This is a genomic window from Actinophytocola oryzae (assembly GCF_004364325.1).
Taxonomy (GTDB): domain Bacteria; phylum Actinomycetota; class Actinomycetes; order Mycobacteriales; family Pseudonocardiaceae; genus Actinophytocola; species Actinophytocola oryzae.
Map to the genome: position 1 here is coordinate 308,139 of NZ_SOCP01000009.1, position 14,300 is coordinate 322,438.

At 76.0% G+C, this 14,300-nt stretch carries 1 protein-coding gene (only partly in view); it reads left to right on the forward strand.

The annotated features are described in order from the left end of the window. A protein-coding gene (locus CLV71_RS49445) for a type I polyketide synthase (protein ID WP_133905256.1) crosses the window boundary here: on the forward strand, window positions 1-14,295 show its end. 14,511 nt of this gene lie to the left of the window's left edge; only the last 14,295 of its 28,806 coding nucleotides appear in the window; its start codon lies off the left edge, out of view; its stop codon occupies window positions 14,293-14,295. Window positions 14,296-14,300 lie beyond the last annotated feature (5 nt).

The window sequence follows — 14,300 nt, forward strand, 5'->3', positions numbered from 1 at the left end:
GGCCCGGTCCCGCCGGTGCTCCGCACCCTCGTCCCGACCGCGCCCACGCGCACCACCACCCGTCGCGCGGTCTCCCGGCAGGCCGAGTCGCTGCGCCGCGACCTGGCACGCAAGCCCGCCGCCGACCGCGAACGCGAGCTGACCGAGCTGGTCTGCCGGGCCGCGGCCACGGTCCTCGGCCACGGCGACGCCACCGCGGTCACCCCCGACCGCACCTTCGGCGAACTCGGCTTCGACTCGCTGACCGCCATCGAGCTGCGCAACCGGCTCGACGCGACCACCGGGCTGTCCCTGCCGCCCACCCTCACCTTCGACCACCCCACCCCGCAGGCCCTGGTGACGCGGCTGCTCGACGAGCTGGGCGAACCGGCGACCGACGAGCCCGCCGAGACGGGCCGTGCCGTGGCGGGCGACCCGATCGTGATCGTCGGCATGGGCTGCCGCTACCCGGGCGGGGTCACCACCCCGGACGAGCTGTGGGACCTGGTCGCGTCGGGCGGCGACGGCATCGGCGGGTTCCCCACCGACCGCGGCTGGGACCTCGACGCGCTGTACGACCCGGACCGCGCCCGTCCCGGCACCTCGACCACCCGCGAGGGCGGCTTCCTCCACGGGGCGGCGGAGTTCGACGCGGCGTTCTTCGGGATGAGCCCGCGTGAGGCGCTCGCGACCGACGCGCAGCAACGTCTGCTGCTGGAGGTGAGCTGGGAGGCGGTCGAGAGCGCCGGGATCGATCCGCTGTCGTTGCGGGGCAGCAGGACCGGTGTGTTCGCGGGTGTCATGTACAGCGACTACGGGCTGCTGGCCCAGGCCGCCGCCGTGGACTCCGACACCCAGGGCAACGGCAGCTCCGGCTCGGTCGCCACCGGCCGTGTCGCCTACGTGCTCGGCCTGGAGGGCCCGGCGGTCACCGTCGACACGGCGTGCTCGTCGTCGCTCGTCGCGTTGCACTGGGCCGCGCAGGCGTTGCGGTCGGGGGAGTGCGACCTCGCGCTCGCCGGCGGGGTGACCGTGATGGCCACGCCGACGCCGTTCGTCGAGTTCAGCCGGCAGGGCGGCCTCGCGCCGGACGGGCGGTGCAAGCCGTTCGCCGACGCGGCCGACGGCACCGGCTGGTCCGAGGGCGTGGGCATGCTGGTCGTGGAGCGGCTGTCGGACGCGCGCCGCAACGGCCACGAGATCCTCGCGGTCGTCAGGGGAAGCGCGGTCAACTCCGACGGGGCGTCCAACGGCCTCACCGCGCCGAACGGTCCGTCGCAGCAACGGGTCATCCGCGCGGCGCTGGCCGCCGCCGGTCTGTCAGCGTCCGACGTGGACGTCGTGGAGGCACACGGCACGGGCACGACGCTCGGTGACCCCATCGAGGCGCAGGCACTCCTGTCCACCTACGGCCAGGACCGCGACGAGCCGCTGTGGTTGGGCTCGGTCAAGTCCAACCTCGGGCACACCCAGGCCGCCGCGGGTGTCGCCGGGATCATCAAGGTGGTGCAGGCGATGCGCCACGGCACCGTGCCCGCGACCCTGCACGTCGACGAACCCAGCAGGCACGTGGACTGGACCGCCGGCGCCCTAAGGCTGGCGACGGCGAGCACTCCGTGGCCCGACTCCGGTCACGTCCGCCGCGCGGGCGTCTCGTCCTTCGGGATCAGCGGCACCAACGCACACGTCGTCATCGAACAGGCGCCTGCCGCGACCGAGGCCCCCGCACGTCCCGAACCGGCAGGCCCGGTCGCCCTTGCCGTCGCCGCGCGGGACGAGGCAAGCCTTGCCGCGCAGGTCGACCGGCTCGCCGACCACCTGTACCGCACCGGCGACCGGGTGGACGACGTGGCGTTCTCGCTGGCCACCACCCGTGCGGCGTTCCCGCACCGGGCGGTGGTCGTGGCGAGCACCGCCGAGGAGGCCGCCGACCGGTTCGCCACCGCCATCACCGGTGTCGCCGGCCGGGGCAGGGTCGCGTTCGCCTTCGCCGGGCAGGGCGCCCAGCGCACCGGCATGGGTGCCGGGCTCGCCGCGCGGTACCCGGTGTTCGCCGAGACGCTGGCCGAGGTCGCGGCGGTGCTCGACGCCGAGTCCGGGTGGTCGCTGGCCGAGGTGTCGGCAGGCGGTGACCTCGACCGGACCGAGTACGCCCAGCCCGCGTTGTTCGCGGTCGAGGTGGGGTTGTTCCGGCTGCTGGAGTCGTGGGGGGTGCGGCCGGATGTGGTGGTGGGGCACTCGGTGGGAGAGGTCGCCGCGGCGCATGTGGCTGGTGTGTTGTCGCTGGTGGACGCGTGTCGGTTGGTGGTGGCGCGCGGCCGGTTGATGGGTGCGCTGCCCTCCGGTGGCGCGATGGTCGCGGTCGCCGCGGCCGAGGACGAGGTGCGGCCCGCGCTGCCGGACGACGTGTCGGTCGCCGCGGTCAACGGCGCCCGGTCGGTCGTGCTGTCCGGGCCGGAGGCCGCCGTGCTCGCCACCGCCGAACAGCTGGCCGCGGCCGGCAGGCGGACCCGACGGCTGCGTGTCAGCCACGCGTTCCACTCGCACCTGATGGCCCCGATGCTCGACGAGTTCCGCGCCGTGGTCTCGACTCTCGCGTTCGGCGAGGCCGCGATCCCGATCGTGTCGACGGCCACCGGCGGGAAGTCCACGATGGACACCGCCGACTACTGGGTCGACCAGGTCCGGGCCACCGTCCGCTTCGCCGACGCGGTCACCCGCCTCGCCGCCGACGGCGTCACCACCGTCCTGGAGGTCGGCCCGGACGGCTCACTGTCCGGTGCCATCGCCGAAACCCTGCCCTCGGTGCCACTGCTGCGTGGCGACGACGAACCGACCGCCGCGGTCGCCGCGCTCGCCGGCCTGTACGTGCGTGGGGTACCGGTCGACCTCGCCGCCGTCGCCGGACCGCAGGCCCGACGCGTTCCGCTGCCCACCTCGGCGTTTAGCCGCCGCCGGTTCTGGCCTACGGTCACCGGTTCGGCCTACGACCTGGCCTCGGTCGGCATCGACCGGCCCGGCCACCCGATGCTCGGTGCGTCCGTCGACCTCGCCGACGCCGACAGCAGGCTCTTCACCACCCGCCTGTCCACGACGAGCCACCGCTGGCTGGCCGACCACGTGCTGGCCGGGACCACCGTCGTGCCCGGCGCGGTGTTCGTGGAGCTGGCCGTGCGGGCAGGCGACGAGGCCGGCTGCCCGGCGCTGGACGAACTCGTGCTCACCGCCCCACTCGTGCTGCCCACCCGGGGTGGTGTCGCCGTGCAGGTGCGGGTCGAGGCCGCCGACGACCGCGGCAGGCGTCCGGTGACCGTGCACGCCCGCGCGGACGCGGCAGGCGACTGGACCCTGCACGCCACCGGCTCGCTCTCACCCACCGCCGCGGACCCAACGCCGTGGCACCCGGAGTGGCCGCCCGCCGACGCGGAACCGCTGGCGCTGAGGGACTTCCACGCCGGGACCTTCGGCGAGTACGGGCCCGCCTTCCGCGGCCTGCGTGCCGCGTGGCGACTCGGCGACGAGGTGTTCGCGGCGGTCACGCTGCCCGACGGGCTGGACCGCGCCGGTTTCGGCCTGCACCCGGCGCTGCTCGACGCGGTGGTGCAGTCCATCGCGCTGTCCGGGGCCGGCGGCGGGACGGGACGGCTGCCGTTCCTGTGGTCCGGTCTGCGCCTGCACGCCTCCGGCGCCACGGAACTGCGTGCCAGGATCACCCCGACCGGCCCGGACACCGTGACGGTCACCGCGGTCGACCCGGCCGGCGCACCCGTGCTGTCGGTCGACGCGCTGACCGTCCGCGCGCTGCCCGATCGCCTGTCCACACAGGACACCGCGCTGCGGGTGGAGTGGCGGCCGGTGCCCGCCGGGACCGCGGCAGGCACGCTCGGCGTGCTCGGCGACGACCCCTTCGGTCTGGCAGGCGCACGCCGGTACCCGGACGTGGACGCGCTGCTGACCGGCGAGCCACCCGACGTGGTCGTGCTGCCGGTCCGCCCGAGCGGCGACGAGCCCACCGCCACGCACACCGCCACCGCGCACGTCCTGACGGTGTTGCGGCACTGGGTCGAACACGACGAACTGGCACCCACCCGCCTCGTGGTCGCCACCGATCTCCCGGGGCCCGCGACGGCAGCCGTGCGCGGGCTGGTGTCCTCCGCGCAGACCGAGCACCCCGGCCGCTTCACCACCGTCGAGCTGGACACCCCCGACGCCGCGCTGCTGCTCGCCGCCGTGGCCACCGGCGAACCCCGGCTTCGGCTGCGCGGTGGGGAGATCCTGGCCGCGCGTCTCGCCCGCGTCCCGCTGCCCACGCCGGCCGAGTCGCCGTGGGCCGCCGGCCCGGTACTGGTCACCGGCGGCACCGGCGGACTGGGCGGCGTCGTCGCCCGCCACCTGGTCACCACACACGGCGTGCAGGAGCTGGTGCTGGCCGGGCGCCGAGGCGCGGACACCCCCGGAGTGCCCGACCTGGTCGCCGCGTTGACCGAGGCGGGCGCCGAGGTCACCGTGACCGCCTGTGACGTCGCCGACCGCGCCGCCCTCGCCTCCGTGCTCGCCGAACACCGGCCCACGACCGTCGTCCACGTCGCGGGCGTGCTCGACGACGGCGTCCTCACCGCGCTGACCCCCGAACGCCTCGCTGGCGTGCTCGGCCCCAAGGTCGACGGCGCCTGGCACCTGCACGAGCTGGCCGGACCCGCCCGCCTGGTCCTGTTCTCCTCCCTCGCCGGCACGCTCGGCTCGGCAGGGCAGGCCGCCTACGCCGCCGCCAACGCCTTCCTCGACGCGCTCGCCGAACACCGCCATGACCTCGGCCTCCCCGCGGTGTCGGTTGCCTGGGGCGCCTGGGACCTGCCCGACGGCATGGCGGGCCGCCTGCCCGAGGCGAACCGGCAACGACTCGCCCGCGCGGGACTCCCGCCGATGAGCGTCGAACGCGGCCTGTCCTGGCTCGACGCCGCGCTGGCCGCCGAACACCCCGCGCTGGTCGCCCAGGAGATCGACGTCCGCGCCCTGCGGACCGCCCCCGAGGTGGCGCCGCTGCTCCGCGGTCTGGTCCCGGTGACCCACCGGCGGGTCGCGGCGGGCACGGCCGACCGGTCCGCCCTCGCTGACCGCCTGGCCGGACGACTACCCGCCGAGCGGGCACGCGTCCTCCTCGACGTCGTCCGCACCCAGGTCGCGGCCGTCCTCGACCACACCGGCGCCGAGCGCGTCGGCCCGGACCAGGCGTTCAACGACATGGGGTTCGACTCGCTGACCGGCGTCGAGCTGCGCAACCGGCTCGGCGCGGCCACCGGCCTCACCCTGCCGACCGCGCTCGTGTTCGACCACCCGAACCCGCGTGCGCTCGCCGACCACCTGCTCGCCGAGCTGGACGGCGCGGCGGCCACCCGGCCCGCGGCCACCGCGCCGGCCGCGGTCACCGGCGACCCGATCGCGGTCGTCGGCATGGCGTGCCGGTTCCCGGGCGGCGTAGCCGACCCCGACGACCTGTGGCGGCTGGTCGTGGGCGGTGGCGACGCGATCTCCGGCTTCCCGGCCGACCGCGGCTGGGACACCCCCGAGCTGGCCGCCGACGCGTACGTGCGTGCGGGCGGCTTCCTCGACGGCGTCGCCGACTTCGACGCGGGCTTCTTCGGGATCTCCCCGCGTGAGGCCCTCGCCATGGACCCGCAGCAGCGGCTGCTCCTCGAGGTCGCGTGGGAGTCCCTCGAACGGGCCGGGCTCGACCCGCACGGACTGCGCGGCGGACCCACAGGCGTGTTCGTCGGCGCCGGCGCGCAGGACTACGCGGGCGTGCTGCTGCACTCGGGGGTCGACGTCGAGGCCCACCTCAACACCGGCAACTCCGCCAGCGTCCTGTCCGGGCGCGTGTCCTACGCCCTCGGGCTGGAGGGCCCGTCGGTCACCGTGGACACGGCGTGCTCGTCGTCGCTGGTCGCCATGCACCTCGCCGCACAGGCACTGCGTTCGGGGGAGTGCTCGCTCGCGCTGGCCGGTGGCGTCTCGGTGATGTCCACGCCGCTGGAGTTCATCACGTTCAGCAGGCAGGGCGGCCTCGCACCCGACGGCCGGTGCAAGGCGTTCGCCTCGGGTGCCGACGGCACGGCCTGGTCGGAGGGCGCCGGTGTCCTGGTGCTGGAACGGCTGTCCGACGCGCGCCGCAACGGGCACCGCGTGCTGGCGGTGCTGCGCGGGTCGGCGGTCAACTCCGACGGCGCGTCCAACGGCCTCACCGCCCCCAACGGCCCGTCGCAGCAACGGGTCATCCGCGCGGCGCTGGCGTCTGCGGGCCTTCGTCCGTCCGAAGTGGACGCCGTGGAGGCGCACGGCACGGGGACCGCGCTCGGCGACCCGATCGAGGCGCAGGCCCTCCTCGCCACCTATGGGCAGGACCGGGAACGGCCGCTGCTGCTCGGGTCCGTCAAGTCGAACCTCGGCCACACCCAGGCCGCGGCGGGCATGGCGGGGGTGATCAAGATGGTGCAGGCCATGCGGCACGGCGCCGTGCCGCCCACGCTCCACGTCGACGAGCCCACACCGCAGGTCGACTGGACGGGCGGCGCGGTGTCGCTGGTCACCGAGACCACCGACTGGCCGGACGCGAACCGGCCCCGCCGCGCCGCCGTGTCGTCCTTCGGCATCAGCGGCACCAACGCGCACGTGATCATCGAGCAGGGCGAGGACCCGGCACGCGTCGTGCCCGCCCAGCCCGCGGTCGCGGCCGTGCCGTGGGTGCTGTCGGCGAAGTCCGAGGCGGCCCTGCGTGACCAGGCCGCCCGTCTTCTCGCCCTCGCCGACGAGGACCCGGCCTCGGTCGGCGCGGCACTGGCCGCACGCACCACCTTCGACCACCGCGCGGTGGTCCTCGGCGACGACCGCGACCGCGCCCTCGCCGCGCTCGCCGACGGCACCGCCGACCCGTGCGTCGTTCGAGGGCACGCCACCCCCGGGCCTGTCGTGTTCGTGTTCCCGGGACAGGGCGTCCAGTGGGTCGGCATGGCCCGTGACCTCGTCGACGAGTCACCCGTGTTCGCGGCGGCCATGGCGTCCTGCCAGGAAGCGCTGTCGGCGTATGTCCCGTGGTCGCTGACCGACGTCCTCGGCGACGCGGACGCGCTGGGCCGCGTCGACGTGGTGCAGCCCGCGCTGTGGGCGGTGATGGTGTCGCTCGCACGGACCTGGCAGGCGTGCGGGGTCGAGCCGGCCGCGGTCGTCGGCCACTCGCAGGGGGAGATCGCGGCGGCCTGTGTCGCGGGTGCGCTGTCCCTCGCGGACGGCGCGAAGGTCGTGTGCCTGCGCAGCCGCGCCATCGCAGAGGCACTGGAAGGCAGGGGCGGCATGGCATCCGTCGCCCTGCCGCTGTCCGAAGTGGAGACCTGCCTCGACGATCGGATCGGCGTCGCGGCGGTCAACGGGCCGTCCGCTGTCGTGCTCTCCGGTGACGCCGCCGCGTTGGACGACCTGGTCGCCGAGCTGGTCGAGCGGGACGTCCGCGCGCGGCGGATCCCCGTCAGCTACGCCTCCCACTGGTCGGGGGTGGACCTGCTGGCCGAGCGGATCGCCGAGGACCTCGCCGACGTGACGCCCGTCGAGGCGCCGGTCGCGTTCTACTCCGCCGTCGACGGCACCCGCGTCGACACCGACGGGCTGGACGCCGCCTACTGGTTCCGCAACCTCCGCGGGCGGGTCGACTTCCAGGCCGCGATCACCGCGGCGGTCGCCGAAGGGCACACGGTGTTCGTCGAGGTCAGCCCGCATCCCGCGCTCACGATGAGCGTCCAGGAGATCGCGGGCGAGACCGCCGTGGTCACCGCAACCCTGCGCCGCGACCAGGGCGGCGCGGCCCGGTTCGCCCGCTCACTCGCCGAGGCCCACACCCGGGGCGTCGACGTGCGGTGGCCCGCGCTGCTGCCCGCCACGGGCGACGTCGAGCTGCCCACCTACGCCTTCCAGCACCAGCGTTTCTGGCCGCCACTGCCCGAACCCGCCACCGACGACTGGCGCTACCGCGTCACCTGGCGCCCCGTCACCGTCGGCCGGGGCACGACCGACGGCTGGCTCGTCGTCGCCCCGACCGACGACCCCGCCCCGGAGTGGACCGACCGGGTCGCCGCCGCCGTCCACGGCACCGTCCTGCGGCTGGGCACCCCCGACCGCGACGCCTACGCCGCGGCACTGCCCGCCGACGTCACCGGCGTCCTGTCCCTGCTCGGCGCCGACGACCGACCCGACGGCGCCGCCCCACGCGGCCTCACCGCCACCCTCGCCCTCGTCCAGGCGCTCGGCGACACCGCGTCGCTGTGGTGCGCCACCCGAGGCGCCCACGCCGTCGCCCCCGGCGACCCCGTGCCCACCCCCGACCAGGCCACCGTCTGGGGCCTCGGCCGGGTCGTCGCACTGGAACACCCCGAACGCTGGGGCGGTCTGCTCGACCTGCCCGCCGACCTCGACGACCACGCCGCCGCGACCCTGGCCGCCGTGCTGGCCGACGCGGGTGGCGAGGACCAGGTCGCGATCCGCGGCGCGACGGCCTACGGGCGGCGGCTCGCCCACGCCCCGGCACCGCGCCCGACCGAACGCACCACCCCCATGGGCACCGTCCTGGTCACCGGCGGCACCGGCGCCCTGGGCGCCCACGTGGCCCGCTGGCTCGCCGCCGAAGGCGCCCCGCACCTGCTGCTGACCAGCCGGCGCGGCCCGGACGCCCCCGGTGCCACCGAACTGTGCGCCGAGCTGACGGCACTGGGTGCGCGGGTCACGATCGCCGCCTGTGACATCGCCGACCGCGACGCCGTCGCCGCGCTCCTCGACACCGTCCCGGCCGACCGGCCGCTCACCGACGTCGTGCACACCGCGGCCGCCCTCGACGACGCCCCCATCGACGCCCTCACCCCGCAACGGGTCGCGGACGTCCTCGCGGTGAAGGCACGCGGTGCCTGGCACCTGCACGAGCTGACCACCGACCTCGCCTCGTTCGTCGTCTTCGGCTCCATCGCGGGCGTGTTCGGCGTGCCGGGCCAGGGGAACTACGCGCCCGGCAACGCCTACCTCGACGCACTCGCCGAACACCGCGCCGCGCTCGGACTGCCCGCGCTGTCGGTGGCCTGGGGGCCGTGGGGCGAGGGCGGCATGGCCGACGGCGACGTCGGCCGCACCGCCCGCAGGCACGGGTTCGCCGCCATGGCACCGGAACGCGCGGTCGACCAGCTGCGCACGGCGATGACCGACAGCCTGCCGACCGTCGCCGTCGCCCACGTGCTGTGGGACCGCTTCGGCACCGCCTTCACCGCGGGCCGCGCCAGCGCCTTCATCGCCGACCTGCCCGAGGTGCGCAGGCCGGCCGAGCGTGCGGTGCCGCCGGTCGAGGCCGACGCGCCGGGCGGGTTCGCCGCCACCCTCGCCGGGCTCTCCCGCGCCGACCAGGACGCCGCCGTGCTGGCCATGGTGCGTGCGCAGGTCGCCGCGGTGCTCGGGTTCGGGCAGGCGGGCGAGGTCGGCACGCACACCCCGTTCCGGGAGCTGGGCACCGACTCGGTCACCGCGCTGGAACTACGCAACCTGGTCAACGCCGCCACCGGCCTGACGCTGCCCGCCACGGTCGTGTTCGACCACGCCACCCCGCGCCGCCTGGCCGACCACGTCCGCGTGTCGCTGGTCGGCGACACGGCCCCGTCGGTGACCGACGAGCACACCGGCGCCGGCGACGAGCCGATCGCCGTGGTCGGCATGGCCTGCCGCTTCCCCGGCGGGGTCGCCGCGCCCGCCGACCTGTGGGCGCTGCTCGCCGACGGCCGCGACGCGATCGGCCCGCCCCCGGTCGACCGGGGCTGGAAAGTCGGGGGAAATGCGCACTCCACCCTGGATGAGACTGGGCGAATGTACGCGCTGGCCGGTGGTTTCGTGCACGACGCCGCGGAGTTCGACCCCGCGTTCTTCGGCATCTCACCCCGCGAGGCGCTGGCCATGGACCCCCAGCAGCGGCTCCTGCTGGAGATCACCTGGGAGGCACTGGAGGACGCCGGGATCGTGCCCGGCACGCTGCGGGGCAGCCGCACCGGGGTGTTCGCGGGCACCAACGGCCAGGACTACGCGACGCTGCTGCGTGACGCGGGCGCCGAGGTCGGTGGGCACGCGGGGGTCGGCAACAACGCCAGCGTGCTGTCGGGCCGCGTCGCCTACACGTTCGGGCTGGAAGGCCCGGCACTCACGGTCGACACGGCGTGCTCGTCGGCGCTGGTCGCCCTGCACATGGCGGTCCGGTCGCTGAGGTCGGGGGAGAGCACCCTGGCCCTGGCGGGCGGCGTGACGGTGATGGCCACGCCGGGCGTGTTCGGCGAGTTCGCGCGGCAGGGCGGCCTCGCGCCGGACGGCAGGTGCAAGGCGTTCGCGGCGGGTGCCGACGGCGCCACCTTCTCCGACGGCGCCGGACTGCTGGTGCTGGAACGCCTGTCGGACGCACGCCGCAACGGGCACCGGGTCCTGGCCGTCGTGCGAGGCAGCGCCGTGAACTCGGACGGCGCGTCCAACGGCCTGACGGCACCCAACGGCCCGGCACAGCAACGAGTCATCCGCGCCGCGCTGTCGGACGCGGGCCTGTCACCGTCCGAGGTGGACGTGGTGGAGGCGCACGGCACCGGCACCGCGCTCGGTGACCCGATCGAGGCGCAGGCGCTGCTCGCGACCTACGGCCAGGACCGGGAACGCCCGTTGCTCGTCGGGTCGGTCAAGTCCAACCTCGGCCACACGCAGGCCGCCGCCGGGGCGGCCGGCGTGATCAAGGCCGTCCTGGCGCTGCGGCACGGCACCCTGCCTGCCACCCTGCACGTCGACGAGCCGTCACCGCACGTGGACTGGTCGTCCGGCGCGGTGGAGCTGGCCACCGAGACGTGTCCGTGGCCCGACGCGGGCCGACCGAGGCGAGCCGGGGTGTCGTCCTTCGGGATCAGCGGCACCAACGCACACGTCGTCCTCGAACAGGCGCCGGAGGAACCGGCCGACGCGCCTTCCCCGGAGACCGACCGGCACGCGTGGCCGCTGTCCGGCAGCACCCCGGCCGCGCTGCGTGGCCAGGCCGCCCGGCTGCTCGCAACCCTGGCCGCCGACGCGGACCTCGCGGGCGTGGGGTTCTCGCTGGCCACCACCCGCACCGCGTTCACCCACCGCGCGGTGGTCCTGGGTGCGGGCCGGGAGCGGCTGCTCGACGGGCTCCGCGCGGTGGCCGCGGGTGAACCGGCGCCGTCGGTGGTCACCGGCACCGCGGGCGAACCCGGTCGGGTGGCGTTCCTGTGCACCGGGCAGGGGGCGCAGCGTCCGGGGATGGGCCGCGAGCTGCGTGCCGCGCATCCCGTGTTCGCCGAGGCGTGGGACGAGGTGGCCGCGCTGCTGGACGCCGAGCTGCCACGCCCGCTCGACGAGGTGCTGGACACCGACGCGGTGCACCGCACCGAGTACGCCCAGCCCGCACTGTTCGCGTTCGAGGTCGCGTGCGCCCGGTTGCTCGCGCACCGGGGTGTCCGGCCGGACGTGCTGGTCGGGCACTCGGTGGGGGAGATCGCCGCGGCGCACCTGGCCGGGGTGCTCACGCTCGAGGACGCCTGCCGGCTGGTCGCCGCGCGCGGCAGGCTCATGCAGGCGTTGCCGGCGGGCGGTGCCATGGTGGCCGTGCGGGCCACCGAGGACGACGTCGCGCCGCTGCTGGGTGACCGGGTGTCGCTCGCCGCGGTGAACGGCCCGGACTCGGTGGTGCTCGCCGGCGACGAGGACGCGGTGCTCGCGGCCGTCGCCGGCTTCGGGCGGACCCGGCGCCTCGAGGTCTCGCATGCCTTCCACTCCCACCGCATGGAGCCGATGCTCGCCGAGTTCGCGCAGGTCCTCGCCGGTATCACGTTCGGCAGGCCGCGGCTTTCGGTCGAGCCGGCCGCCGCGTCGCCGCACCCCATGACCGAACCCGCCTACTGGCTGGACCAGGTGCGGGAACCGGTGCGGTTCGCGGGCGCGATCACCGCACTGGCCGGCCGAGTGACCGCGTTCGTCGAGGTGGGTCCGGACGGTGCGCTGAGTGCGTCGACCGGGGAGTGCCTGGCCGGGCGGGAGGCCACCGTGGTCGCCATGGCCCGCCGGGACCGCGACGAGCGGGACGCGTTCACGGCGGGGCTGGCTCGTCTGCACGTCACCGGCACCCCGGTCGACTGGGCCGCCGCGTGCCCGGGTGCCCGGCGCGTCGACCTGCCCACGTATGCCTTCCAGCGCAGCCGCTTCTGGCCGGACACCGCCGCCCCGGTCGGGGAACCGGCCGCGGACGGCGAGTTCTGGGCGGCGGTCGAGAGTGCCGACAGCACCGCGCTGGGTGCGGTACTCGGCGCGGAGGCCGACGCCCTCGCTCCGGCGCTCCCCGCCCTGGCGGCGTGGCGAAGGCGCCACCGGGAGACCGGCGAACTCGACGGCTGGCGCTACCGGGTGTCCTGGCATCCGGTCACGACAGGGACAGTGCCCCCGGCCGGCACGTGGCTCGCCGTCGGCGACGCCCAGCAGGACGTCGTGGCCGCACTACGCCTGCAGGGTGCGGACGTGCGTTCCGTGGCCGCCGCCACCGACCGGGACACGCTCTCCGCCCGCCTCCGTGAATCGGCCGCCGACCTGCGGATCGCGGGTGTCCTCGGCCTGACCGCGCCCGCCGACGCGGCCGGCGTGACCTCGGCCGCCGCGACCCTCGTGCAGGCCGTCGTCGATGCCGGGCTCGGTGTGCCGTTGTGGTTGGTGACCAGGGGCGCGGTCGCCGCCACCGAGCGGCTCCTCGATCCCGCCCAGGCGGCCGTCTGGGGTCTCGGTCGGGTCGCCGCCCTCGAACACCCCGACCTCGTCGCCGGGCTCGTCGACCTGCCGCCCACCCTGGACGAGCGGATCACCACGCGCCTCGCCGGGCTGCTGGCCCGGGCGGGCGACGAGGACCAGGTGGCGATCCGCCCGTCCGGCACGCTCGCCCGCCGGCTCGAACCGGCCCCGGCAGGGGCACCCGCCACGCCATGGGCACCGGCCGGAACCGTCCTCGTCACCGGTGGCACCGGCGCCCTCGGCCGGGCCGTCGCCACCGAACTGGCCCGAACGGGCGCGTCCCACCTGGTGCTCCTGAGCCGAAGCGGTGACCGGGCACCCGGCGTCGACGACCTCCGTGCCACCCTGAGCGACCTGGGCGCCCGGGTCACCGTCGTCGCCTGCGACGTCGCCGACCGCGACGCCCTCGCGGCAGTACTCGCCCGCACCGACGACCTGACCGCCGTCGTCCACACCGCAGGCGTGCTCGACGACGGCGTGGTCGAGTCCCTCACCCCCGAACGCTGCGCAGGGGTCCTCCGGGCCAAGGTCGGCGGCGCCCTCGCCCTCCACGACCTGTGCGATGCCGAGCTGATCCTGTTCTCCTCCTTCGCGGGTGTCGTCGGGGCACCCGGCCAGGCCAACTACGCCGCCGCCAACGCCGTCCTCGACGCACTCGCCGAACAGCGCCGCGCCGACGGCCTCCCCACCACCTCGATCGCCTGGAGCCCCTGGGCCGACGCGGGCATGGGCACCCAGGACGAGGCCACCGAGCGACGCCTCTCCCGCGGCGGCCTCGCCCCCCTCCCACCGACCCGCGCGCTCGCCGCCCTCCGGCAGGCACTCGGCCACCGCGACACCACGGTCACCGTCGCGGACGTCGACTGGGCCCGCTTCGTCCCCGGCTTCACCGCCGCCCGGCCGAGCCCGCTGCTCGACGGGATCCCGGCCGCCCGGCCCCTGCTCGCCGCCGCCCGCGAGGCCGCCGACAGCACCGGCGACTGGCACGCCCGCCTGGCCGGCGCCGACCCCGCCACCCGCGCCCGGCTCCTGCTCGACACCGTCCTCGCCGCCACCGCCCAGGTCGTCGGCGCGCCGGCCGGGGACGACGGACCGGCACCGGGCGTGGCCTTCAAGGACCTCGGCTTCGACTCCCTCATCGCGGTCGAGTTCCGCAACCTGCTCGCCGCCCGCACCGGGACCGCGCTGCCGCCGACGCTCGTGTTCGACCACCCCACCCCGCAGGGCGTCGCCGAGTACCTCGACACCGCGCTCGGTGGCGGCGCTACCGACGGCGGCGCCGTCTACGCCGAGCTGGGCCGGCTGGAGGCGCTGCTGGCCGGGGTCGCCGACACCGACGACGCGCACGCCGCGATCGGTGCCCGGCTCACCGCGCTCGTGCGTGCCTGGCACGGCGGCACCGCCGGCCCGGGGGAGCCGCTGGACTCGGCCACCGCCGAGGAGCTGTTCGACCTGCTCGACGACGAACTCGGGAAGTGACGCAC